Annotated in this window: 20 protein-coding genes; 14 read left to right on the forward strand and 6 right to left on the reverse strand. The window is 60.9% G+C overall.

Translation table 11 applies throughout. The features are described 5' to 3' along the window. Positions 1 to 59: 59 nt before the first annotated feature. Together HDE77_RS11035 and HDE77_RS11040 are read right to left on the reverse strand one after the other, a co-directional pair. Positions 60 to 1,259, reverse strand: coding sequence for an arabinose transporter (locus HDE77_RS11035; RefSeq protein ID WP_343206096.1), 1,200 nt, complete (start codon positions 1,257 to 1,259; stop codon positions 60 to 62). A gap of 68 nt (positions 1,260 to 1,327) precedes the next feature. Further along, on the reverse strand, positions 1,328 to 2,680 hold the full coding sequence (locus HDE77_RS11040) for an amidohydrolase family protein (protein ID WP_184417374.1): 1,353 nt from the start codon (positions 2,678 to 2,680) through the stop codon (positions 1,328 to 1,330). A 180-nt stretch (positions 2,681 to 2,860) separates the two neighbouring features. Here HDE77_RS11040 and HDE77_RS11045 point away from each other — a divergent pair, with 180 nt between their 5' ends. After that, positions 2,861 to 3,763 carry a LysR family transcriptional regulator gene (locus HDE77_RS11045; RefSeq protein WP_184417375.1) on the forward strand — a complete coding sequence of 301 codons (903 nt, stop codon included), beginning with the start codon at positions 2,861 to 2,863 and terminating at the stop codon, positions 3,761 to 3,763. A gap of 103 nt (positions 3,764 to 3,866) precedes the next feature. On the opposite strand, the gene HDE77_RS11050 is transcribed toward HDE77_RS11045, so the two are convergent. Beyond that, positions 3,867 to 4,856, reverse strand: a complete 990-nt coding sequence (locus HDE77_RS11050) for an aldo/keto reductase (RefSeq protein ID WP_184417376.1) — start codon at positions 4,854 to 4,856, stop codon at positions 3,867 to 3,869. A gap of 247 nt (positions 4,857 to 5,103) precedes the next feature. On the opposite strand from HDE77_RS11050, the gene HDE77_RS11055 reads away from it, so the two are divergent. The 8 genes from HDE77_RS11055 to HDE77_RS11095 all read left to right on the forward strand — a co-directional run bounded on the left by HDE77_RS11055 (position 5,104) and on the right by HDE77_RS11095 (position 12,418). Next, positions 5,104 to 6,357 carry an acyl-CoA dehydrogenase family protein gene (locus tag HDE77_RS11055; RefSeq protein WP_184417377.1) on the forward strand — a complete coding sequence of 418 codons (1,254 nt, stop codon included), beginning with the start codon at positions 5,104 to 5,106 and terminating at the stop codon, positions 6,355 to 6,357. Beyond that, entirely contained in the window at positions 6,354 to 7,424 is a 1,071-nt protein-coding gene (locus HDE77_RS11060; protein ID WP_184417378.1) for a phosphotransferase family protein, read from the forward strand. The genes HDE77_RS11055 and HDE77_RS11060 overlap by 4 nt, the downstream gene beginning before the upstream one ends. A 2-nt stretch (positions 7,425 to 7,426) precedes the next feature. After that, positions 7,427 to 8,116, forward strand: a complete 690-nt coding sequence (locus tag HDE77_RS11065; protein WP_184417379.1) for a histidine phosphatase family protein — start codon at positions 7,427 to 7,429, stop codon at positions 8,114 to 8,116. A 494-nt stretch (positions 8,117 to 8,610) separates the two neighbouring features. After that, on the forward strand, positions 8,611 to 9,108 hold the full coding sequence (locus tag HDE77_RS11070) for a hypothetical protein (RefSeq protein WP_184417380.1): 498 nt from the start codon (positions 8,611 to 8,613) through the stop codon (positions 9,106 to 9,108). After that, entirely contained in the window at positions 9,089 to 9,712 is a 624-nt protein-coding gene (locus HDE77_RS11075; protein WP_343206098.1) for an MBL fold metallo-hydrolase, read from the forward strand. The genes HDE77_RS11070 and HDE77_RS11075 overlap by 20 nt, the downstream gene beginning before the upstream one ends. A gap of 40 nt (positions 9,713 to 9,752) precedes the next feature. Beyond that, complete coding sequence (locus tag HDE77_RS11080) at positions 9,753 to 10,373, forward strand: hypothetical protein (RefSeq protein WP_184417382.1); 621 nt, start codon at positions 9,753 to 9,755, stop codon at positions 10,371 to 10,373. A 986-nt stretch (positions 10,374 to 11,359) separates the two neighbouring features. Next, positions 11,360 to 11,773 carry a response regulator transcription factor gene (locus tag HDE77_RS20675; protein ID WP_184417384.1) on the forward strand — a complete coding sequence of 138 codons (414 nt, stop codon included), beginning with the start codon at positions 11,360 to 11,362 and terminating at the stop codon, positions 11,771 to 11,773. A gap of 108 nt (positions 11,774 to 11,881) precedes the next feature. Then, a complete protein-coding gene (locus tag HDE77_RS11095) occupies positions 11,882 to 12,418 on the forward strand; it encodes a DUF4199 domain-containing protein (RefSeq protein ID WP_184417385.1) in 537 nt (178 codons plus the stop codon). A 152-nt stretch (positions 12,419 to 12,570) separates the two neighbouring features. On the opposite strand, the gene HDE77_RS11100 is transcribed toward HDE77_RS11095, so the two are convergent. Beyond that, the gene (locus HDE77_RS11100; RefSeq protein WP_184417386.1) at positions 12,571 to 12,864 is read right to left on the reverse strand and encodes a hypothetical protein; all 294 of its coding nucleotides are present in this window, start codon (positions 12,862 to 12,864) and stop codon (positions 12,571 to 12,573) included. Positions 12,865 to 13,120: 256 nt separating this feature from the next. On the opposite strand from HDE77_RS11100, the gene HDE77_RS11105 reads away from it, so the two are divergent. Then, positions 13,121 to 14,779, forward strand: a complete 1,659-nt coding sequence (locus tag HDE77_RS11105) for a hypothetical protein (protein ID WP_184417387.1) — start codon at positions 13,121 to 13,123, stop codon at positions 14,777 to 14,779. Between the two features lie 144 nt (positions 14,780 to 14,923). Here the strand turns inward: HDE77_RS11105 and HDE77_RS11110 are convergent, their stop codons facing one another. Beyond that, positions 14,924 to 16,633, reverse strand: coding sequence for an NAD-dependent malic enzyme (locus tag HDE77_RS11110; RefSeq protein ID WP_184417388.1), 1,710 nt, complete (start codon positions 16,631 to 16,633; stop codon positions 14,924 to 14,926). 147 nt (positions 16,634 to 16,780) lie between these two features. After that, complete coding sequence (locus HDE77_RS11115; RefSeq protein WP_184417389.1) at positions 16,781 to 18,250, reverse strand: MFS transporter; 1,470 nt, start codon at positions 18,248 to 18,250, stop codon at positions 16,781 to 16,783. Between the two features lie 355 nt (positions 18,251 to 18,605). Here HDE77_RS11115 and HDE77_RS11120 point away from each other — a divergent pair, with 355 nt between their 5' ends. The 4 genes from HDE77_RS11120 (at position 18,606) to HDE77_RS11135 (ending at position 25,191) form a co-directional block, all read left to right on the forward strand. After that, complete coding sequence (locus HDE77_RS11120) at positions 18,606 to 19,619, forward strand: LacI family DNA-binding transcriptional regulator (protein ID WP_184417390.1); 1,014 nt, start codon at positions 18,606 to 18,608, stop codon at positions 19,617 to 19,619. A gap of 166 nt (positions 19,620 to 19,785) precedes the next feature. Then, positions 19,786 to 22,308, forward strand: a complete 2,523-nt coding sequence (locus HDE77_RS11125; protein WP_184417391.1) for a glycoside hydrolase family 3 protein — start codon at positions 19,786 to 19,788, stop codon at positions 22,306 to 22,308. Further along, a complete protein-coding gene (locus HDE77_RS11130) occupies positions 22,305 to 22,571 on the forward strand; it encodes a hypothetical protein (protein WP_184417392.1) in 267 nt (88 codons plus the stop codon). Before HDE77_RS11125 ends, HDE77_RS11130 begins: the two co-directional genes overlap by 4 nt. Positions 22,572 to 22,758: 187 nt before the next feature. Continuing rightward, positions 22,759 to 25,191 (forward strand): TonB-dependent receptor, encoded by a 2,433-nt coding sequence (locus HDE77_RS11135; RefSeq protein WP_184417393.1) that lies wholly within the window; start codon positions 22,759 to 22,761, stop codon positions 25,189 to 25,191. Positions 25,192 to 25,333: the final 142 nt, after the last annotated feature.

Here is a 25,333-nt window from a genome sequence, read left to right on the forward strand (position 1 = left end):
TTTGTTTCTCCTGGGACCGACACCAGCTAGCGGTGGCTTGCTGGCCCGGCATTAATGTTTCAACGTTGCGGCGTGCGAGCGGTGAGCACGAGCCCCGCGCCAGTCAGCGCGCAGGCCGCACCGAAGAGATAGACGGCGGCATAACCGAAATGTCCGGCGACGATGCCCGCCGTAGGACCGGATATCCCATAAGCGATGTCGAGAAAGGCGACGAAAGCGCCCATGGCGCTGCCACGATTGGCCGGCAGCACTCGCTTGAGCGTTTCCACGCCAAGCGCCGGAAATACGAGGGCGCAGCCGAGGCCAGTGACTAGCGCTCCGGCGAGGGCGACGACTTCATAAGGAGCAATCCACAGCATGGTCTGACCGATCATCTCGACGACCAACGACCAGAACGCGACACGATAGCCGCTCATTTTGTCCGGCAAGTGCCCGAGTACGAGGCGCACGAAAATGAAGCCGATGCCGAAAGCCGTCATGACCCAACCAGCATTGCTCCAGGTTCGCGCCGCGAAATAAAGGGATGCGAAGGCGGTGAGACCCGACAAGCCAACGCCCTGGAGCATGAGGCCCAACCCTTCTCGCCAGATCTGGCCGACAACCCGATAGAACGGCAGGCGCTGGCCAGCCGAGCTTGAATAGGATCGCTCGCGAAACGCAATCACTGCAGCGGTGAGCGGCGCGACGATACATGCAATCATCGCAGTTTGAAGCCCATAGTTTTGATACAGCGCCATGCCGATCGGTGCACCGATAGCGAGCGCCGCAAACATCGCGATGCCGGTCCAGGACATGGACATCCCGGCGCGCTGGGGACCCACCGATGCGATCGACCAGGAGACGCATCCGGTGACGAACTGACTCTCGCCGAACCCAGCGACCAGACGTCCAACGATGACCACGGCAAGACTGGTCGCCGGCGACAGACCCCGCATCGCTGCAATGAGATAAAGAAGCCCGCCGAGTGCGCACACTACCGCGCCCTGGAGAGCGGATCGCTTGCCGCCGTAGTGATCGGTCAGTCGACCGGCATAACCCCGCGTCAGTACGGCAGCGAGGAACTGGATGCCGATGACGAGCCCGACGATGAAATTACTGAAGTCGAGCTTCTCGTGAATGAAAAGCGGCATGACCGGCAACGGTAGACCGACAGATAGATAGCCACAGAACAATGCAGCAATGATGCCGGGTGCGGGGCGAGACAGATGAGTCGGCGCTCCCTGAGGCCGGCTCATATCAGTTAAAGCGGGCGCTGACATAACAGCCTCCACGATCTCGGTTGATGAAGATCGAGGCGTCGCCAGTTTCCTTGGGCGACGCCTTCGAATCAGGCCGGAACTTCACTGTTCAAGGCGGACGTACGCAAGAGCTCGGGGCGATACCCACTCGCTTTGAGCAAATAGTTCCGGGAAGCAACGACATCAGCCGACAGTTGCGCCAGATCGACGCCCACCAACTTGCCTGCACGCTTACGGATCTTGCCTGCGACCATCACGGTGTCGACGTCCGAGCGCTCGACGGCTTGTACGACGGTGCCGATCGCGTTCGTGGCCGGGAATACCGCAGCACCGTCCGTTCGAATCATGATGATGTCGGCCTGTTTGCCGGGTGTCAGCGTGCCGATCGAGCCTTCAAGACCCGCGGCCCGTGCGCCATTGACCGTTGCCGCTTCCAGCACCGCATTCACCGAGATCGGAGCCGGCACGTTGGCCTCCTCGCGGAAGCGTCGATAACGCATGGCCGAGCGCTGCTGTCCGAAAAGAGCGTGCATTTCGCCGAACAGATCGCTGCCGAAGGCAGTGTCCAGATCAATGCCAAGCGCAGGCCTCAGGCCGTAGTCGATGGCCTTCTGATAAGCGAATGTCTCGTCATCGAAGCCAAACAGCGCATCCGAACGTGGATTGACGGTGATGTTGACGCCCGCTTCTGCGAACAGCTTCCATGTCTCTTCCGGTACGCGCGTGCAATGGTTGAAGATGTTGTGCGGACCAAGCACGCCAGGTCGTGCGAACTCCGGTGAAAGCTTGGCAAGGTCACCGATGAACTCGCTCAGAATGCGCATGTCGAGTTCGCGCGCGACCTTCCACCAGTCGAGATTGAATTGCCCGAACAAGCCAACCCGGACGAGACCATCACCATAGTTCCAATTCAGTGCGAGACGTTCGAGATCGTGCGGCAAGTGCGCCGTCGAGGCCTGCTTGTCCATGGCGGCGCCCACCATATGCAACGCTCGGATGCCCGCGTTCTCAAGCGCATCCAGGGCCGCGTCAGTGTGCTCGGGGGTGCGCGAACTGTGGCAGGCGTCGATGATGGTGGTGATGCCTGCGTCGAGGGACGCGGTGGCCGTCAGCTTCGTGCTCAGATACATGTCCAGCGGGCGGTAGTGCGCGCCCAGCTTCTCGGCAACGACGTCGATGTAAGCGAAGAGATCATCAACGTCGGGCATGAGCCGACGCATCACGCCGAGCCATGCATGATGATGCGCATCGATCAGGCCCGGAAGGACAATACTGCCCGACGCTTCAATGATCTCCGCATCGTCGGCTCGAATGTCAGGGCCAATGGCTGCGATGCGGTCTCCATGGACCAGGACGTCGCCGATTGCCAGGTTGGAAACCTTGGCATCCATCGTCAGGATGGTGCCGCCTTTGAAAAGGGTAGTGCGTGCTGGACCAGACATAGGAAGGTCTCCCCTTTGTCGATGAGTGAATCAATCAATGCGCCGTAGCGGTAACGGCCTGGAGTCCTTGTCAGTCCTCCCCCTGGCGTACCGTTGGGCGCAAAGATAGGATGTGGCTCATCTTTGATAAAGATAGAGTCACTCAAATTATTTTTGCTTAAAATCACAAATGGAGGCGCCATGAGCTTCGATGGGCGGTTGCTTTCCGGGATGAGCGTTTTGGCTGCGGTCGTAGAGGCTGGCAGCTTTAGTCGTGCTGGCGAGATTCTTGGGCTATCGGCGTCCGGGGTTAGCCGGTCGGTTGCGAGGCTCGAAGAGCGACTGGGCGTACGCCTGTTGAATCGCACAACGCGCAGGCTGCACCTTACGGATGAGGGGCTTCGCCTGTACGAGCGCGCTGCACCGCATCTTGAAGGCATCGAGGAAGCCGCCAATTTTGCTTCTGGGGCCGCCGCGACAGTGCGAGGTGCGCTACGGGTAAGTCTCAATCCCATCTTTGCGCGCCATGTACTCGCGCCGAAGCTGCCTCTTTTGCGAGAGCGCTACCCAGGACTCGAACTGACGATTTTTCAGCACCCGGATGTCGGCGATCTGATCTCCGAAGGCATTGACGTTGCGGTGCGCTTCGGGCCGCAACCGCCTTCTACGATGTCGTCGCGGCTGTTGCTCGAAACGCGAGTCCTGACGGTTGCGTCGCCCGCCTACATCGCCCGGCATGGACAACCCAAAACACCCACCAAACTCCTGGAGCACGATTGCATTCAGTACATCGATCCTCGACATGGCAAGCCATTCCACTGGGAGTTTCAACGGGGCCGTGAGGTGCTCCCCGTCGAAACAAAAGGTCACCTGACGCTCACGGATGTCGACACGATGGTGCAAGCGTGTGTGGCCGGAGCTGGCATAGCGCAGCTGCTATACCTGGGTATCGAACATTTGATCTCCAGCGGCGCACTCGTCGAATTGTTCCCCGATTGGCCGGGAGAGACGTTTCCGCTTTATATCGTTCGACCATCGCGCCGCTTGGCCCCAGCGGCAGTCGAAGCATTCCTGGAATTTTGTCGAGAAATCTGTGCGGAATAGCGCGAACGACCGGCGATAGTCATATGCCGCTTAATCGTGTCAGCGCTGCCTTGAAGTTGGCAGTGGTATGCCTCGATTCATCCACGACAGCAAATTTGGTACGTCAACGATCGATCAACCCCATCATCTTTTCGTTGTAGCGCGGGCCAGAAATTTTTTCGGGTGCCAAGGCGTCGTCGAGCGCCTTCATCTTTGCGTCATCGAGAGTTATGGCGGCGGCGGCCACGTTCTCTTCCAGATATTTCCGGCGCTTGGTACCGGGGATCGGCACCACGTGATCGCCTTTGTGGAGTAACCACGCAAGCGCTATCTGTCCGGGTGTGGCGTGGAGTCCCAGTGCTATGTCACGTACCGCCTGTGCGGCTTTCACATTGGCATCGTAATTTGCGCCCTGATAGCGCGGATCGTTGCGTCGGAAATCATCCTCCGGGTATTCCTCTGCACGCTTGACCTCGCCTGTAAGGAAGCCGCGCCCGAGGGGCGAGAAGGGCACCAGTCCGATCTTGAGTTCGTGCAGTACGGGAATCACGTCACGTTCCAGGTTGCGTTCCCACAGCGAGTATTCGCTCTGGAGTGCCGAGACCGGATGAACGGCATGAGCGCGACGGATGTTGGTCACGCTTGCCTCGGAGAGACCAAAAAACCTCACCTTGCCTTGCTTTACCAGATCACTGACTGTGCCAGCCACGTCTTCGATGGGTACATGGCGATCGACGCGGTGTTGGTAAAGCAGATCAATGTGGTCGGTACGCAACCGCTTGAGGGAGGCATCGATAGCCTCACGAATGTGTTCAGGTCGGCTGTTGGTGCCGTGGCTCTTGCCTCCCTCGAAGTTGAATCCGAACTTCGTCGCGATCATGACCTGATCGCGCTTGCCGGCCAGGGCGCGACCGAGCAGATCTTCGTTGGTGAAGGGGCCGTAGACTTCGGCGGTGTCGAGGAAAGTGCAACCGAGCTCGATCGCTCGATGCAGTGTCGCGATGGATTCGGCTTCGTCAGCGGGACCGTAGGATTGGCTCATCCCCATGCAGCCCAAGCCCATAGCCGACACCTCGAGTCCTTGTTGGCCGAGTTTTCGTGTGCGTAGTGTCATGAAGATGTCCTCATATGACTTGCAGTGCTGGCTTCTTCAGCCGCCCACTGGCACTGGAATGAGTTGCTATTGCATTTGGATGCCTGCTCACGACCGGGACGATTCTTGATGGGGTCGAGAGATATCCAGGCATGCTGCGTTGTACTAGTCGGTATATTAACGTGGCTGATAAGTTATTCGTGTCACTGACGGATACCGACCGAAGCACGCTTCGGCGATACTCACGCACATTGGCAGGAGATGCTAGATGGATTTCGCACATTCCGAGCGTTCACGCGCGCTGGCCGAGACACTCAATCGCTTCATGCGAGATGAGGTCGACCCAGCCGAAAGTATCGTCGCCGCTGAGCTGACCGGCAGTAGAGACTGGCGTACGTGGCATCAGCCCGCTGTGATGGAGATGCTCAAGGCCAAGGCGAAAGAGGCTGGCCTGTGGAACCTGTTTCTGTCCGAGCCCGAGTACGGCGCGGGCCTCAGCAACGTCGACTACGCGCCGCTGGCCGAGATCATGGGCCACTCGTTCATCGCGCCGGAAATCTTCAACTGCAGTGCACCGGATACCGGCAATATGGAGGTGCTGCTGCGCTACGGCTCGGACATGCACAAGTCGCGCTGGCTGAAGCCATTGCTGGACGGTGAAATCCGCTCCGCGTTTTGCATGACCGAGCCAGATGTGGCGTCGTCCGATGCCACCAATATGCAGGCGACGGCGACGGTTGACGGCGACCACATCGTACTCAACGGACGTAAATGGTGGTCCACCGGTATCGGTCATCCGCACTGCCGCGTGGTCATTTTCATGGGCCTCAGTCATCCCGATGCGCTACCGCATCAGCGCCATACGATGGTGGTATGCCCGCTCGATGCGCCTGGCGTGAAGGTCGAGCGCATGCTGCCGGTGTTCCATGCGTACGACGAGCCGTCAGGCCACGGTGAGGTCAGCTTCACGAATGTACGGCTACCGCTCGATCACGTAATTGTTGGTACCGGCCGGGGTTTCGAGATCGCACAGGGTCGCCTTGGACCGGGCCGAATCCACCACTGCATGCGCGCGATCGGCGCGTCCGAGCGTGCACTTTCGCTGTTGTGCGAGCGTGCCAGCGCGCGCGTGGCGTTTGGTAAGCCGTTGATCGAGCTGGGCGGCAACAAGGACATCGTGTCCGAACTTCGCATGGCGATTGAACAAGCGCGACTGCTGACGCTAAAAGCCGCGTGGCTGATCGATACGCAAGGCGTCAAAGCGGCGATGAGCGAAATATCCCAAATCAAGGTGATCGTGCCGAACCTGGCGCAGAAGGCCGCCGATGCCGCCATCCAGATCCACGGTGCGGCCGGTCTGTCGGACGATTTCCCGATCATCGCACTGTTCGCCAGCGCGCGTATCCTGCGCCTCGCCGATGGGCCCGACGAAGTGCACCGCAGCCTGATCGCCAAGCTGGAAATGCGCGCGCAGAGTGCAGCGCTTGCCAGAACGGATTCATCATTGGGGAGCAGGGCATGACGGCGGCGGTCGATGAGGCACGCAGCGTTCGCGATGAAGACCAGCTGGATATCGGCAAGGTCGACGCGTTTCTCAAGCAGCACGTCGACGGCCTGCGCGGCGAGCCGACAATCTCGCAGTTTCCCGGTGGCGCGTCCAACCTCACCTATCTCATCAAGTACGGTGAGCGTGAGCTCGTGTTGCGCCGCCCGCCGGCGGGCGTGAAAGCAAAATCAGCGCACGACATGCTGCGCGAGGCACGCGTCATGGCGGCGCTTAAACCGCATTATTCGCGAGTACCGACGATCCTGGCGATCAGTGATGATCAGGCAACACTGGGCTACGATTTCTATGTGATGGAACGCCTGCGCGGCATCATCCTGCGCCGCGATCTGCCGCCCGATCTCGGGCTGGATACCGATGGCGTGCGCCAGCTGTGCAAAGGCTTTATCGATCGGCTGGTGGAGCTGCATCAGGTCGACGCCTCACTACCGGAACTGGCCAGCCAGGGGAAGGGCGAGGGCTATATCGCGCGGCAGATCAGCGGCTGGAGTGACCGCTGGCGCAAGGCGCTGAACGACGACACCGACCCCTGCGAAGACGTGCTAGCCTGGCTCGCCGAAAAGCAGCCCATGCGCGAAACCGCCATTTGCGTCATCCACAACGATTACCGTTTCGACAACGTCGTGCTCGATCCCGAACATCCGCTGGATATCGTCGGGGTGCTGGACTGGGAGCTGAGCACGCTGGGCGACCCACTGATGGATCTGGGCGGTTCGCTGGGTTACTGGATACAGGCTGACGACGACCCGGTGTTCCAGTCTTTCCGGCGTCAGCCCACCAACGCGCCTGGCATGCTGACGCGGCGCGAACTGGTGGAGTGCTACGGCGAGCGCACCGGCTGGAACGTTGACAATTTCGAATATTACGAGGTATTCGGGCTATTTCGCGTCATGGTGATCATCCAGCAGATCTACCGCCGTTTCGTACTGGGCCAAACCACGAACCCACAGTTTGCCAGCTTCGGCCAGGCCGTTGCCTATATGGGCAACCGCTGCCGCAAGCTCATCGCTGCATCGAGCCTCTGAGCATGGCGAGTGTGCTGCTTATCCGTCACGGCCAGGCCAGCTTCGGCACCGCCGATTACGATCGGCTGTCGCCGTTGGGCGAAGAACAGTCGCGCCGTTTGGGCCGTTGGCTGAAGCAGACCGGCAGCGCGCCCGATCTCGTGGTGGTGGGGCCACGGCATCGGCACGCACACACGGCCGATCTTTGCGTCGAGGCAGCCGGTGTTACCGCGCCACGTATCACGATCGCCGGTCTGGACGAGTTCGACCACGAAGAAGTGCTGGCGCGCTATCGCCCAGATTTAGCTTCGCACGACGCGCTGATGGCGGAGCTGGAACGACTTGAACACCCACATCGCGCGTTTCAGCTCATGTTTTCCGAGGCTGTCGCGCGCTGGACCAGTAATAGGTTCGATCGGGAGTATTCGCGAAGCTGGACTGTGTTTCGCGCGGCCGTGATGGAGGGCGTTCAAGCACTGGCTGCGCAGGAAGCGCGCAGCATCTGGGCGTTTACCTCAGGCGGTCCGATCGCGGTGATAACCAACGCGCTGGTCGGCGCGCCGATCGCCGATGCGTTCACGCTGAGCTGGCCGTTGGTCAATACCTCGACCACCCGCGTCTCGATCGGAGCCCAGCGCAAGAGCCTGATCAGCTATAACGGTTGGCCGCATATCGAAGGTGCCGATTCCACAGATCTGGTCACCTATCGATAGTCGCATCAGATATTTAAATGGACGTCTAAACAACCAATCGTGTATTTCAACCGAGAGGACACCTGCTCAGGAGTGCAACCGAGCTGTTCGACCTCTCAGTACAGCAATTCGCTGGCCGCCAGATTTGGCGCTGTTCGATGCGGAGATCGATAATCAGGTCCTGCGTGAAGGGAGCAAGCGAAACTTCTAAGTGCGGATGCGATATTGAACGCCGGATTCAACGCGTCCTACAATTCAACCGTAGGGCGATCAGTTGAGCTTGTGACTGGCGTTGTTGACGGAAGGGGCTGCCTTTGGCCGGGCTGCTGTGTACAGATCGGAATGTTGTACAGGTCGCGAAGCTGATCTGTGCCGCGCGAGCAATATCCGGGGAAGCCAATCGCGGGCTGGTTTCGTCAAGTTCGATTCTGATGAGACTTCACAGCGCATCGCCTTGCTTGCCGGTCGGCCGTTTGGCAAGCTGATTCACGATCGCGCGTTTCTGGGGAGGCGCTGTGACTATCTCTTTTCAAGACCATTTGCGCGCACTTCGTCGGCCTGCAGCTCCATCGCTTGCTACCCGTAGGCTGTTCAAATCCACCCTCATTTTCAGTGAGATCAGCGGTGGCGCGGGTCATGGAATGACGGATCCCTTTCCCTACGACGATGCTTACTTGGTGGCGGTGCGCCTGGTCGAGGGTAAGCACGCCCGGGTGTTTTATGAGGGCAAGGAGGCCAAACGTTACGACCTTCGGCGTGGCGCAATGCATATCCACGATCTTCGTCGTCGCCCGCAGGTTGAGGTGTTGGATTCCTTTCATACACTTAACGCCTACGTACCACGAGCGTTCTTTGTCGCGTACTCTGAGGAACATGGTCGGACTTTCAGCGACTTTCCAACTGACCACCGCGCCGGCGCGATCGACGCCACCGTAGAATCATTGCTACGCTCACTGCAGCGAAGCTTGGCTGCCGCGTTGCAAGAAGGTTTCGCTGAAAGGCTTCAGAACTGACACCGCTCTTCACTCACGGCACCACCGTTCGGCATGGCATAAACATAGCTACGCGTCGCCGAACGAGCGCGACTTCTTCGATTTTACTCTCGCGGCTGGAGGCAGGCCCACCGAGATACTCACCAAGGAGCGCACCTATCATATCGATGGCGAAACCATCTTCGTGAAGCCGATCGCGCCTGCGCACACCGATGGCGACATCATTGTTTATTTCAAGAATGCCGATGTGCTCGTGCACGGTGACACGTTCTGGAACGGGATCTATCCTTTCATTGACAATGCGCGCGGCGGCAGCATCGACGGCGCCATCGCCGCCGCCAACGAAGCGCTGGGCATGTGCACAGATCGCACCGTCGTCGTGCCTGGGCACGGGCCCACTGGCGATCGCGCGCACCTTACCGCCTTCCGCGACATGCTCGTCGGAGTGCGCAAGAATGTTGCAGCGCTCAAGAAGCAGGGCAAATCTCTCGATGAGGTTTTGGCGGCCAAGCCGAGCGCAGAATACGATCCGACGTGGGGCCAATTCGTCATTGACCCAGCGCTTTTTGATCGCCTTGTCTATCAAGGACTGGGGCGTCACAGCAGCGGCCAATCCAGCCATTGACTTGGTTGACATCGGTTGGCCCGCGACTGGGAACAGGTAGATGCCGCCAGGTGAAAGAGAGCCGAAAGATTGGCGCCGCACCCGACGGATGGCGAAATATTTACGCCGTCGCACGATTTCGCTATGGCACTTTTACACGGTCCTGGCGCAGCATGCCGCATCCGCTCCGTGGAGCGACGACAGGCACGATGCCGTGAGCATATTGTTAGTTCATGGGCCACACACTACAAGCACGTCTCTCACCCAAGAATTACAGCGAGAGCTTCAGCAACAAGCCGACGCAGGTGGACGCACGCTGGAATTGCGCGCATGCGATGATCTTCATGATCTTGTTGTTAAAGTCTGCGCGGCCAAATCCGACGCCACTGAATTCGTACTGCTTGACCCAGGCAATTTGGTGGAGCAAGTGCGCGCGCACCCCGAAGCTGGTTTCGCCGAAGCACTCGACAAGCTAGACGCCCCATACATCGAGGTTTACGAAGAATTTGGCGCAAAACTAGCACACGACGCTGGCTTTCATAGTGCCCCGATCGCCACTGTCATCATCAATGGCAACATCGGCAGCGGCTACCGGATAGGTCTTGGCATTGCCCTGCGGCAGTTGGATGCGGAACGTCGGCGTGCCGACTTCACATCAGCACGCCACATCAATGCCAGGTAGCGCTAGCGGCTCGAATGTCACAGTCGCGCTTCTTGTCCGTCGCTGAGCAACCGTCGTCGTCATCGATACATATGGTGCACCGAACAAAACCTTCAACGATGTGACTAAGCTCCAGGATGACCAAGCATCGAGGCGAAACGATGGCTCTCGTCTGCACTTGCTCTAGGCCTATCAAACCAACGGCCTCGACCGCGAGATTTCCGGCGCGATTTATTGGACCTCAATCGGCTCGAGAAGACCTCGCTGCACTGCCTTGAGCGTCGCAGCCGCCCTGGTGGTGCAGCCGAGCTTTCTGAAGATGCTTTCAACATGGGTGCGCACTGTACTGGTGCTAATCGACAGCTTAAGCGCGACGGCCTTGTTGCTTGCCCCCAGACTAATGCAACGCAGGACCTGCCTTTCGCGCTCTGTAAGTAGGTTGGGGCATGTGCCGACAGCATGTGGTTGAATTGAAGCGCGCCGCGCGTCCAGAGGAAAGAGTGCTCGGACGGCGACACTGTCGAAACGCCCCCTTCGTGACTCTTCAAACAGGATCTCACGCACTCCATCGGCAGGCAATGCGCCACGCAAAGGCCGAGGCCGGGAGCGCGCCGCCTTGGCGATAGCTGCGGACAATACTCGCGCCGCGAGAGGGATCTCGTCCGCGGTCAGTCCCCGGTAGTAGCCCGAACCATCCGACCGCTCATACGCATGAGAGGCGAGGCTGATTTCGCTTTGAAGGGAACGCAGTAGCCCGCTGGTCCGACTGGTCCAGTAAGGCACCAAGCGCACGCGCTCCCAAGCGGATTCGGATATCCGTGCGTGCCTGTCGCCTGCTGTTTCCCGTGTCACCCTCCATTGTCAAAAGGGCCCGCGACAGGGCGGCATCTGCAGCAAATTGTCAAAATTCTGAGCTGCACCGGGGCCGCCCGGTGTCGCATCGAGCGGTCTTATTCGTGCCGCCCGGGCGCTAAGATGACCTGGTACAGGGGTGAGTGGAGGCGGTGATGTGGAAGCGGGCGGTCGGCTACGGGGCGCTGCTGGCGACGGGAACGCTCGCTTTGCAGTGGCTCGACTACCAGCGCATGGCGCGGATGCATTCGGGCGACATCTACGCGTTCCTGGTCGCGGCCGCCTTCCTGGTACTTGGCATCGTCCTGGGCGTGCGGGTCTTCGCCACACCGGTGCCGCCCGCCTTCGACGGCAACCCCAAAGCGCAGGCGGCGCTGGGCCTGAGCGGGCGTGAGCTGGAGGTGCTGCAGGAACTGGCAGCCGGCCACTCCAACAAGGAAATCGCGGCGCACCTCCACATTTCGCCGAACACGGTCAAGACGCACGTGGCGCGGCTGTTCGAGAAGCTGGGCGCGAAGCGGCGCACCGAGGCGATCCGCCGGGCGCGCGAGCTGGGAATCGTGCCCTGATGCGGGATTATTCCGGATGAATATGCCCAAATCATCCATTTGTACGATTGCCAGGCAGCGTCGGATGGCGGTCAATGGCGGCTCCATCCATCACTAAGGGGTAACACCATGTTGCGGACCATCCTGAAATACGGCGTGATCGCCGGCTTGGTCGTCGGCGGATTCGAGCTCCTCACCTTTGTCGCGTTCTCCGGAATGCCGCCGCTGAAATACGGCATGGTGATCGGCTATACGACGATGCTGATCGCATTGAGCGCGGTGTTCGTGGGGATCAAACGGCACCGGGACGTGGATCGGGGCGGGGTGATCGGCTTCTGGCCGGCGCTCGGGGTCGGTGTGGGAGTCAGCTTCATCGCAGGGATCTTCTACGTGGCCGCGTGGGAAGCGGTGCAGGCGATGACGCACATGGATTTCGCCAGCTCCTATGCGCACGCGATCATCGCGAGCGAGAAAGCGAAGGGTGCGAGCGCCGAGACACTAGCGAAGCTGAGCGCTGACATGGAGACGTTCAAGGTCCAGTACGCGAACCCGATGTACCGTCTGCCGATGACGTTCGTGGAGATCTTCCCGGTCGGCGTGCTGGTGTCGCTGGTCTCGGCGGGACTGCTGCGCAACAGCCGATTTTTGGCCGCCCGGCGGGGTTGAAGAGCTTTGTGACCGTCGGTGAGCCGCGCCAGCCGGTCCCTCAGCTCCCACTGTGCGCAATGTTGGTGACCGCGGTTGGTGATCGCGGCAGGGGGTTTTCCAGCGACGAACTAAAGCGCTGCTTCCTGAGCAAACGGCCGCGCCTCCAGCAGTTATCGAATACTGCTGATGGTTTTGCCCTGCACCAGCGTGCCGACCACAGCCCCGGTCGCCTGATTGATCCCGAGCAGTCGCACAATCACCGCGTCGCCCTGAATAGGTCCATTTGAACCATAAGGGCGAGGGACAATGGCATTGACACCGCATTCGAGCAGGGCATGCCATCCGCTGCCGGCGGGTGTCAGCGAAGTCAGCACAGCAGGGTAGATCTGGCCGACGGTGAGCTGGGAAGGTATGGACTGTTTGATGGGCTGGGCCGGTTTGATTGACCTGTGAGTATGCGCCAAATGGAAAATCCGCGTCCTGCTGCGACGCCAGCTGACACGAATCCGATTCCAGCGTAAGAACAGACGGTTTAGAGCGTTTGCCGGACGTGCAGAGTAAAAACCAGATCGTCATCTCTGCCTGCGAGCGTGCCGCGTCAGCAATGGGTAATCGTTGTACCCGGCCACTTTGCTGTCCGAACATTCAGCGATAGATTTAAGAAACCATCCAACACGCCTGCCGAGCTTGGCTGGCCACGCCGGGGGAGGGGAGACTTTCATGCCGTTGATCGTCGACGCGTCCGAAGAGGCATTGGCGGCGCTTCTGGAGAAGCGAATGCTCCGGCGCGCGGCCAGCCGGGCGGCCACCGATCTCCAGGCACTCGTTGATCAGCGCGTAAAACTGCGCACGGGAACTGCAAGCATTGTGTTGCAGGGCGCCGAAGCCGCCGGCGTGTTGACCGATTTGATTGGCTTTGTCGAAGGCACGCTTCATAGGTGGGCGGGAACCTACGCACCTGTGCATTGGCTGTGGCTGTTGCGCCGAATCCAGCCCGCCGTGTTCGAGGGCGCACTGCCGACAACCCTGGCCTATGACTCGGCGTTGGCCGCCGTGCTCACCGGTGCGTCGCCGGTACGGGGACGCTTCCGTTTTCAGGAGCGTCAGCTCACCTATCCCCTCAGCGACTCCGACGGGGAGCGGGTGTGGCGCTTTTGCGCGGGCGTCCGGTTTCTCTCACATCTGCACCAAACTTACCGATGGGCCAGCAAGGGGGCTCCGATTCGGTTCCAACGTCGCGGTCCCATTCGGCCCGAACCATCAGAAGCTCTTCGAATCGCGGCCGAACGCTACGACGAGCGCGTGGCCACTGAGACCTCTTTTCTGTCGCACTCCGGAACCATTTTGCTTCCTGAAGTCGGGGCTCGCGAAAGCTCAATTACCGGAGTTCTCCAAATTGATCCCACCTTGATACCGATACCTGATCTGCCTGGGGTGCCCATCCAGGGGGCGCAGGTCTCGGCGCGATATATTCCCCATACCGTCGATCTGGACTCGTTGCTTGAACTGCTTCTCCAGGAGGAACCATCAAGCCCGACGCCTGCCGCGACGAATACCGCGGCCCTCGTCTGCTTGTTGGCGGCCTTCCACGACATCGTTTTGCAGCACGGTATGCTCAGCGGGGTACTTCAGCGCGGCTATTTGCTTTGGGGGCGTGAGCGGCTCTTTCAGACCCTGGCCGACGCATTTACCCGCCTGCCTCCCATCTTCCAGAAGCTCGCTAATTCCTCAGGCATAACGTCGCCAGACGACTGGACTCGCGCGTTGCAGACTATGGACGGAACAGCTTGGCCTCTAGTCCCTGGGCCCGTTTTGCGCATCGATGGCGAGGCAGCTGTGCTTGACCTGTACTTCGCGACGATGCGTCTGAACGCGCTTATAAGCGAAACGGCGCAGCGGGGGGCTGCTGCGAACGCGCGTGCAACGCAGTTCGAGTGGCGCGTTCAGTCGGCGATCGATAACTCGTCCTGGAGACCGGACACACCGTTACGGGATCTTCGGGGGCGACCGTTGCGCAGGGCAGGGAAAGCCGTAACCGACATCGACGCATTGGGGGTCCGCGGCACGAGCCTGCTGCTGGTGTCATGCAAGAGCACCCTGTACTCGCCTCAATACGATACGGACGACCATGCGGTTGTCCGAAACCGCGCGGACTTGTTGTCGCGTGCAATTGCAGAATGGGATCAGAAAGTCGCGTCCTTTCGGAGCCATCCCCTCGGAGATAACTTCGACTTCTCACCGTTCAAAGAGATCTGGGGGGTCGTTTGTACGCCGATGCCGGTCTTTGCGCCGACCGAACCACGTACTTCGATGGCCCCGGCGATGCTTGGCGCGGGATGTAGCTTTCATGAATTGGAGAGTTGGCTCGCCAGGATCTAGGCCCTGAAGGGCGTCGATCACTGCAGTGTTTTGAGAACTACGAAGCTCACCAGGTTTCTCGGTAGCCGCCAAGATCAAGACCTGCACGTTCCCCGAGGGTCAACGGAAGCTCCGCCGAGACTGGTTGTATTTGCTCCCGTGTGGTTACGTTTTTTCCCTGATTTTATAGGGCTGATAGTGGGGCTCCCAGAAGAGGGCTCTGATGCGCTCCGATAAGGTTGCTTCATCGCAAGGGTCGGCCACTCCGTCGGCCTGGGCCTGGCGAGCGACAACCTTGGCGACGGCGATGGATACCTCACGCAGCTGAGCTACAGGAGGTAAAAGTCGGCCGTTTTTGTCATTTACGGTGGGCGACATCGCTGCGACGGCCTTGCCCGCGACCATGAACATCGCATCAGTGACCCGGCGCGCACCCGCGGCGAGTACACCCAGGCCAACACCTGGGAATATGTAGGAGTTATTGGTCTGGTTTATCGGAATCATCTTCCCGTCCCATGCCACCGGTTCGAATGGACTGCCCGTGCCGATCAGTGCGCGGCCATTTGTCCAGGCGAGCAAATGCTCCGGTGTCGCTTCGGAGCGAGAGGTGGGATTGGATAGCGGAAAAATGACCGGGCGCTCGGCATGCTCCGCCATCGTGCGAATGACTGTTTCGGTGAATGCACCGCGCTGCCCAGACACACCCACCAAGACGGTCGGTTTGGCATTACGCATGATATCGAGCAGCGATATCTCGCTCGGGCTTTCCAGCACCCATGGAGTAACCGCCTCGCGCCTCTGTAAAAAGGGCGCTTGCGCGGTCGTGATGTCCGGCATGCCTTCGACGAGCAAACCGTTGCGGTCAACCAGGAAGAAGCACTGACGTGCTTGCGCTTCGCTGGCACCCGCATCGAGCATGGCTTGCAGCAACAATGACGCGATGCCACAGCCTGCCGAACCCGCACCGAGAATGGCGATACGCTGATCGGTCAATTTCACTCCGGTCACGTTGATGGCCGCCAAGAGGCTGGCCGTGGCAACCGCGGCGGTGCCCTGGATATCGTCGTTGAACGTGCACAACCGGTCCCGATAGCGCCCCAACATGCGGCTGGCATTGGAGCCCGCGAAATCCTCCCATTGGAGAAGAACGTTCGGCCAGCGTTCGGTCACGGCACTAATGAATTCCTCGACGAAGTCGTCGTAGTCCTGTCCGGTCACGCGTTCATGCTGCCAACCAATATAAATCGGGTCGGCAAGGCGCTCCTGATTGTTGGTGCCGACATCGAGCAGGATGGGCAAGGTCAGCTCGGGGTGAATGCCTGCGCAACCGGTGTAAAGCGATAGCTTGCCGATCGGAATGCCCATGCCGCCAGCGCCTTGATCGCCCAGTCCCAGTATTCGCTCACCATCGCTCACCACAATCACGCGAACCCGGTCAAAACGTGGATCAGCCAAAATCTCGCGGATGCGCTGCCTGTTCGGATAGCTCAGGAACAAGCCCCGCGGTTTACGCCAGATCTCGCTGAAGCGCTGGCAGCCTTCGCCTACCGTTGGCGTGTACACCAGGGGCAATAGTTCAGCGAGGTTGCGCACCAACAGCGCGTAAAAGAGGGTTTCGTTGGTGTCCTGCAAGTCGCGCAGAAAGGCATAACGTTCGAAATCCGTATTGAACGCACGCAAGACTTTCAAGCGACGCGCCACTTGCACATCGAGCGTGCCGATATGAGGAGGCAGTAACCCGTGAAGACGAAAGCGATCGCGTTCGTCGTCGGTGAAGGCAGTCCCCTTATTCAGCATCGACGTATTGATGAGATCGAAACCGGTGAGGTTGGTCTCGATCGGGGTGTCCAGTTGATATGCAGGGAACTCTGTCACGGCACATTGGCTCCTTTTGTCTCGGCGCCCGTTGTCAATTATGTCACTCAATGTCGTCAGGCTGCGAGAGGACGGATAACAGCGAAGCCATGCCCGTACCGCTACGGGTGGAACATGGCGCCGAGCCGCTTCCGCAAGCGTGTCTGGTCAGGCGTAGCCCTCAGGCTCGGGTACGCGCAGCGTGCACAGACCTGCGATGAGCAGGCTGGCGCCGCCCATGCCCAGGGCCCAGATGGGCTGGTTGTGGAAGCACAGCCGCAGCAGTAGACCGAGCACGCTGGCGGCGAGCAGTTGGGGGATCACGATGAAGAAATTGAAGATGCCCATGTAGACGCCCATCTTCGCCGTGGGCAGGTTGTCGGACAGCAGCGCATAGGGCAGTGACAGAATCGAGGCCCAGGCAAAGCCGACGCCGACCATCGAGGCGAGCAGCCAGTGCGGATTGCGGATGTACAGGAACGACAGCAGGCAGCCACCCCCAAGGCACAGGTTCACCACGTGGCTGATGCGCAGGCCCCATCGGTGCACCATCAGCGGGATAACCACCGCGGCCAATGCTCCAAAACCGTTGTATGCGGCAAACAGCACGCCGACCCAGTTGGCACCCTCGTTGTAGGCGGACGAGCCGGTATCGGTGGTGGCGTAGATCGTCTGCGTCACGGCGGCGGTGGTGTAGATCCACATCGCGAACAGCGCGAACCAGGAGAAGAGCTGCACCCAGGCCAGTCGCCGCATCGAGTTGGGCATGCCGTAGAGGTCGCCCATCACCTCGCGCAGCATCCCATGGCTACGGGTGCGGCTCAGCCATGCGAACAGCAGGCCGAACACGATCAGGCCGCCGGCCAGCAGGTAGACCTCTTTCTCCAGCACGAAATGCCTGATCGCGAACAGTACCGCGATACCGACCAGCAGCAGCATCACGCCCGGTCGCCAGGCGCGCGATGCATCCACTGCGGGCTCATCCGCCACGTTGTCGGTAAACGATTGCAACTGCGCAGGTGGATATTCGCGCGTGGTCAGGATGGTCCAGAGCACCGCGCCCAGCAGTACCGCCCCGCCACTGTAGAACGCGTACTTCACTGTATCGGGGATGCCGCCGTCCGGCGCCACGTTGGTCACACCGAACTGCGCCAGGATCCAGGGCAGCATGGAGGCGATCAGCGCGCCGGCGCCGATGAAAAAACTCTGCATCGCATAACCGGCGGGTCGCTGTTGCGTGGGCAGTTGATCGCCGGCGAAGGCGCGGAACGGTTCCATCGATACATTGATCGACGCATCCAGGATCCACAGCAGGCCGGCGGCCACCCATAGCATCGGCGCGTTCGGCATCCACAGCAGCGCCAGCGAAGCGAACACCGCGCCGACCAGGAAGTACGGCCGGCGTCGGCCCAGGCGGTTCCAGGTGCGGTCGGAGTAATGACCGATGATCGGTTGCACGATCAGCCCGGTCAGTGGCGCAGCGATCCATAGGGCAGGGATGTCGTTGACGTTCGCGCCCAGCGTCTGGAGGATCCGACTGACGTTCGCGTTCTGCAGCGCAAGCCCGAACTGGAGGCCGAGAAAGCCGAAGCACATGTTCCAGATCTGCCAGAACGACAGTGCGGGTTTCGGCCTCATGGGTGCCTACCCTTATGGCAGGTAATGTCGTGCGGCGCGGTCGCGTTCGCTGGCGGCGTGCTCAGCACGTGCGCACCGTGGGGTCTTCGCTATGGTTGATCCGGGTCATTAACACCTCCTCTGCGGCAACAGTTATGTCATGGCGTGGCGCATCCCGCATGTTGCGGGCGCAGCATCGGCGCAGCTTTTTGCCGGCGACATCCTTGCATGGCAGGCAGCGTCGCGGTGCAGCAACCAGCGCCACGTACATATTCATGGCTACCGCCGGCACGCCGGCCGCAACGCCGATCGTCCTTGTAAAGCGGAGGGCTCTGGCGGCATAGTCGATCAACAGTGTGACGACAGCGGAGAATCCATGCGGGTACGCCTCGAAGATGTGGCGCGCGCAGCGAGCGTATCGCCCAAGACGGTATCGCGCGTGCTCAATGACGAGGCGAACGTGACGGATGCCACGCGTCAGCGCGTGCGCGCGGCCATGGAGGCGATGGACTATCGCCCGCATCCGTCGGCGCGCAGTCTGGCGGGCAATCGCTCGTTCCTGGTGGCTATGTTGTACGACAACAACGACAACCCGGCCTCGACCTATCTGGCCGAGATCCAGGATGGTGTGCTCGAGGCCTGCGACGCGCATCGCTACAGCATGATGGTGCGCCCGCTGCGCATGAGCGGAGGTGATTTCATCCGTCGCTTCGATGCGCTGATATCCGACCACCACCCCGACGGCGTCGTGCTGACGCCGCCGATCACCGACTATGCACCGCTGCTGAAACGTCTGCGTGAGCGCAACGTGCCCTATGCCAGTGTGTCGCCACTGCGGCGCGGCAAAATCATCGGCGTGACGATGGACGAGCAACGGGCCTCGCGGGCAATCGTGGAGCACCTGCTGGAGCTGGGCCACCGGCGGATCGCTCACGTGATCGGTATCGCCGACCACGGTGCCAGCCGGTGGCGACTGGCCGGCTATCGCGAGGCGATGGCCGCCGCAGGTCTACCCGAGGATCCGGCTCTGGTAGTGCAGGGCGCCTTCACCTTCGGCTCTGGCGTGGCGGCTGCGCGGCAGCTGTTTTCACTGGCCGAGCGGCCGACGGCGGTGTTCGCTGCCAACGATGACATGGCCACCGGTGTGATGTGGGCGGCGGGCGAGTACGGTTTGAAGGTGCCGCACGACCTGTCGGTCTGCGGCTTCGACGATACGCCGCTATCGCGCCAGCTGTGGCCAGCACTCACTACGGTCCAGCAACCGAGCCGTGAGATGGGCAAGATCGCAGCCGAGCAATTGCTAGGCGTGTTGCGCGGTCACGGCGCCGGCCACCTGGTGCAGGTGCCGTTCTCCCTGCAGATCCGCGGCTCTACTGCCGCCGTACCCTGAGGTCGTTTCGCTCCGCCGGGTGGCGCGGGAGTCATGCTGCATAGCAAATTGACAGCGCTGTCATTCCTGTCATTGTGCGACCCAGACGCGTACCTCCGGTGCGCCAGCCTGGAGCCATGACGTGCCATTGCTGCCCCCATCGAGCCCGTTCCTGCGACGGGTTTCCATGTCCGTATCACTCGCTGGCGTATTGCTCATGACCGTTCCCGCCATGGCCGGCGACGCGACCACCGTCCACCCCGAACTTTGGCCGAAAGGCAGCTCGCCGTTGCCGACTGATCCACTGATCGAGTCACGAATCCAGGCATTGCTGGCGAAGATGTCGGTGGCAGACAAGGTCGGACAGATGGTCCAGGCTGACATCAAATACGTGACGCCGGACGATGTGCGCGAGTACCGCCTGGGCTCGATACTGGCCGGTGGCAACTCCAAGCCGCCGGGACAGCCGTACCCCACTGCATCGCATTGGCAGGCGCTGTCCGACGCGTTTTACCGCGCGTCGATGGATACCTCCGCAGGAGGGCAGGCGATCCCGGTGCTGTTTGGCATCGACGCCGTGCATGGCCACAACAACCTTGTCGGCAGCACGCTTTTTCCGCAGAACTCTGCGCTGGGCGCCACGCGCGATCCGCAACTGATCCACGACATCGGCGAAGTCACCGCGCGGGAACTGCGTGCCAGCGGCATCAACTGGACTTTCGCGCCCACGCTCACGGTGCCGCAAGACGTGCGCTGGGGCCGATCCTACGAAGGTTATTCGCAGAATCCCGCGCTGGTGGCGCAATACGCCGCCGCCATGATCGGTGGACTGGAAGGCAAGCTGGGTACCCCGCAGTTCCTGGATGCGGAGCACGTGATCGCCACCGCCAAGCATTTCGTCGGCGACGGCGGTACCCGCGACGGCAAGGACCAAGGCGACGCCCAGATCAGCGAGGCGGTATTGCGTGACGTACACGCGGCCGGCTATCCGCCAGCAATCAAGGCCGGTGTGCAGGTGGTGATGGTCTCGTTCTCCAGCTGGAACGGGGTGAAGATGGCAGGCAACAAGGCGCTGATCACCGACGTGCTAAAGGGACGCATGGGCTTCGACGGGATCGTGTTGGGCGACTGGAACGCGCATGGCCAAGTGCCCGGCTGTACCAACGAAGATTGCCCTGCGGCGTATAACGCCGGACTGGATATGCTGGAGGCACCCGATTCCTGGAAGGGTCTCTACAAGAACACTCTGGCCGAGGTGAAGGCTGGGGTGATCCCGATGAGCCGCGTTGACGATGCAGTGACTCGCATCTTGCGGGTGAAGATGCGCCTGGGCATGTTTGAGGCCGGGTTGCCGTCGGCCAACCCGCTCGTGGTCCGGTCGGCGCAAGTGATCGGGAGTCTCGCGCATCGCGCGCTAGCGCGTCGGGCGGTACGCGAGTCGCTAGTGCTGCTAAAGAACAACCACAGCGTGCTGCCGATCGATCCGCGCAAGCACATCCTGGTCGCCGGCGATGGCGCCGACAACATCTCCAAGCAGAACGGCGGCTGGACGCTGACCTGGCAGGGCACCGGTCTGACCAATGCGAATTTCCCGGGGGCCACTTCGATCTGGGCCGGTCTCCAGGCGCAGGTGCAGGCGGCCGGCGGCAGCGCCGAGCTGTCGGTGGATGGCGACTACAAGCAGAAGCCCGACGTCGCCATCGTGGTGTTCGGCGAAGATTCCTACGCCGAATTCCAGGGTGACCTGCCGAACCTGGCATATCGTCCAGGCAACGATCACGACCTCGAACTGCTGCGCCGCCTGCGCGGGCAGGGCGTGCCGGTGGTGGCGGTGTTCCTGACCGGACGGCCGCTGTGGATGAATCGCGAGATCAATGCCGCTGACGCCTTCGTGGTGGCATGGCTGCCGGGCAGCGAAGGGGAGGGCATCGCCGACGTGTTGCTGCGTACCCGCGATGGTCGCATCGCGAACGACTTCCACGGCAAGCTGGCGTATGCGTGGCCGCGTAGCGCGGTACAGGTACCCGTCGCCGCCCTTGCACGAGGCGAGCATCCGCAGTTCCCCTATGGCTTCGGCCTGACCTATGCCGATAGCGGTAACACTGGCCCCTTGTCCGAGGATGCCGGGATCGCACTAAGCGCCGCGCGGGCCGGTGTTTATTTCACCCATGGCAAACCGGCGCAGGGTTTCGCGCTGCACCTGACCGGCGCGAACGGCGCGGCCATGAATGTCGTCGCCGCCCCGGCCGCCACGGCGGACGGCAGCCTGCACATCAGCGCGCTCGACTACAAGGCGCAGGAAGACGCGCGCAACCTGAGCTGGTCCGGTAGCGGTGGGGCAGGTGTCGCGCTGGTGGCGCCCGAACCGCTCGACGTGGAGCGCGAAACCAATGGCGATGTGCTGCTGGTGACCACGTTGAGGGTCGATGCCGTGTCGCCCGGTGGCACGTCGATCGGTGTCCGCTGCGGTGTCGGCTGCAGTGGCCAGGTGCCGGTCGGCCAACAGCTCGCCGCGCTGCCTCACGGGCAGTGGCTGCGTGTGGGCATTCCGCTGAAATGTTTCCGCGACGCCGGCGCCCACATGAGCAGGCTGGACCAGCCATTCGAATGGTCCAGTCATTCAGGCGAACAGATCGCCATCACCGACGTGTCGCTCGGCACCGTCGCGGACCGGACGCTGACGTGCACGCCTCACGGGGACAAGCCATGAATGTCGAGCTGCTGTTCACGGTGGCGATGCTGCTGGCGTTGGTCGTTGGCTTCGTGAAGTCGGCTGGGACGTTGCGCCAGCGCGACCTCGCCATCGGCGGCGCCACGTTCTTCCACACGTTGACCGAACGCGGGTTTCACGGAGCGCGGGGCGGCACGCGGACCCGCGCGCGTGAGATTGGACGCCAAGGCGTCCATTTGCTTTGCACCATTATCAAGCTGCCGGGAGGCTCGGCAAGCGGCGCGAGGGGTTGTGCAGCATGAGTTTTTGAATGCTTTGATGACTTGTTGCCATGCGGCAAGCATTCATCGCAAGGGCGCTCTATTATCCAACAATGACAGCGCTGTCATTTTGGGGTCAACGGCGTGCCAGTGGGAGCTGGGAAATCTTTGTCATCGCCGGAGCGTGCGGCGGACAACAATCATCCGAACGATTTAGAGGGAGAGCTAAATGAATCTGCATCACAAATTGTTGTATGTCGCCATGGCACTCGTGCTCGCTCCGGGCGCGCTGCGTGCGGCGGATCAAGACGCGACACCACCAAACCCGGCATCCCAGAATCCCATAGCCGCTGACAAGAAAGCCAAGAATCTGGACACCGTTTCGGTTACTGCGACCAAGCGCGAGACGCCGCTGCAGAAAACACCGGTGGCCGTCACGGCGATCACGGCGGACACGCTCGACAAGGAGCGCGTGATGACCGTGCAGGATCTGACCAAACTGGTGCCAGGCCTGCAGGGTACGTCGGAGGGCGATCATGACGTGGTGACGCTGACCATGCGCGGTATCGGCAACGACAGCGCCAAGACCGAATACGCCGACCCTGAAGTCGCGACCTTCGTCGACGGCGTGTATGCGGCTCGTGCCGAAGCTGCGTCGGGTCTGTTGCTTGACATGGATGGTGTGGAAGCGCTGCGCGGTCCACAGGGCACGCTGTGGGGCCGCAACTCCACCGCTGGCGCCATCAGCTTCCAGACCGCCAAGCCCGATATCAACGGCGGCTTCTATGGCAATGGGCAGATCGAGGCTGGCAGCTACAACCAGGTGGGCTCGCGTGCCGCGATCAACCTGCCTATCAGCAGCACCTTCGCGATGCGTATGGCGGTGGTGCACGAGCAGCATGATGGCTACGTCGACTACCAGAACCCGTCCAGCGAGCTACCGTCAGTGGCGCAGCAGAAGACGACCTATCTCGCCTCGGGCGGCAGTCTGGCGAGTTTCCAGCCGATCAACCTCAACCAGTTCGTTCAGGGCGGTCAGAAATACGACGCGCAGGATCAGTCCGCCGCTCGCGTGAGTGCAGTGTGGCAACCCACCGACACGTTCAAGTGGAATCTGTCGTACGAATATTTTGTCGATCGCGGCACCCCCAGCCTGAGCCTGATGCAGCAGCCACGCGCGGGTCAGGATTTCTGGTCGGCGTTGATCACCACCGCGCCGTATCTGGATCGAACCTCGAAGACCGTGCGTAGTCGCATGGACTGGGATGTCAGCAGCGATATGGAGCTGAGCTATATCGCCGGCTACAACCGTTACTCGGGCAGCAGCGACTTCGACCAGGATGTCGGCGTAGCCGTACCCACCAGCTTCACCACGGGCGGCGTGCAGCAGGAAGACCGCACCAACTATTCGAACTACACAAGCTACAGCAGTGAAATTGATCTGAAGTCGAAGGGCCCGCAAACGATCGACTGGATCCTCGGCGCGTACTACGAGCACGAAGACAACAACATCCGCTTCGACATCCCCATCTTGAATGGTACTGACCAGGGTTCCATCAATTGGCAGGGTTCGTTCATCCAGCCGAAGGAAACGGTGGAGTCCAAAGCGATATTCGGCCAGGCCACCTGGCATATGTCCGATCACTGGCGTCTGACGACCGGCGCTCGCTGGTCGCATGACAACAAGGACAATGACGGCGGTATCAACTGGGATTGGAATGGTGATCCTACCGTGCCGCAGATACCGATTTCGCCGGGCGTCCAGCCAAGTCCTGCGAACGGCTTCAGCGCAGGTCAGTACAACACGGCGCAGTACAGCAAGAGCGATGTCACCTGGTTGGCGCGTGTAGACACTGACGTCGGTGAGCATGGTCTGCTTTACGCCAGCGTCTCCACCGGCTACAAGTCCGGCGGAACCCAGGATGGCGGCGCGTTGTACAAGCCGGAGACACTCACCAACTATGAAATCGGCACGAAGTTCTCTTTCTTCGGCGGGCATCTGACCTGGAACAGCGCGGTCTATTACGAAGACTTCAAGAACTTCCAGCTGTCCGCGCCAATCACCTACGCCAACGGCGCCCACGGCCTTGGCTTCTCGAACGTGCAGGGCGACACGGAAGTGTTGGGCTTCGAGTCGGAACTGGCATTGCAGCAGCAGGATGACCGCCTCAACCTGATCTTCTCAGCGATTCCAAAGAAGAAGCTCGGTACGCTGATGTATGCGGGCAGCAACGATTATGCAGGTTTCCCGACGTGCCCGGCGGGGGCGCCTCTGGGCGTCGGCAATTGCCTGAACGTCACGGGCAACGATTTGCCACACGCGCCCAATTTCTCGTTGACCACAATTTACGAGCATGATTTCCACCTGGGTAACGGTGGCCGTCTGACACCACGTTTGAGTGCCCAGTACCAGAGTGCACAGTGGCTTAGCTGGTTCAATCTGGGTGCGCCCGATGAGCAGAAAGCGTATGTGCGCGGTGACGTGTCGCTGCGTTACAGCGAGCCGGGTGATCGCTGGTACGTCAACCTGTATGTGCAGAACGTCAGCGATGATCGCATCAGGACCAGTGCGGGAAGCAGCGAGGTCAACGGCAGCCTGCTTTACTACTCGCAGTACCTGCCGCCGCGTACCTACGGTGTCCAGTTTGGCTTCTGGTTCTAATAATCGAGTTGTGATGATCGAGTCCTGATGATCGAGTCCGCGTCGCTTGTGATGCAACACTATTGCCGTTCTCTGCAGGCATCCCCGACGAGGATGCCTTCAACCCTCCCTTGAATGGCACTTTGGCCGGACCCTTCTGGGT

It is taken from the genome of Rhodanobacter sp. MP7CTX1 (genome assembly GCF_014205795.1).
Classification (GTDB): Bacteria; Pseudomonadota; Gammaproteobacteria; order Xanthomonadales; family Rhodanobacteraceae; genus Rhodanobacter.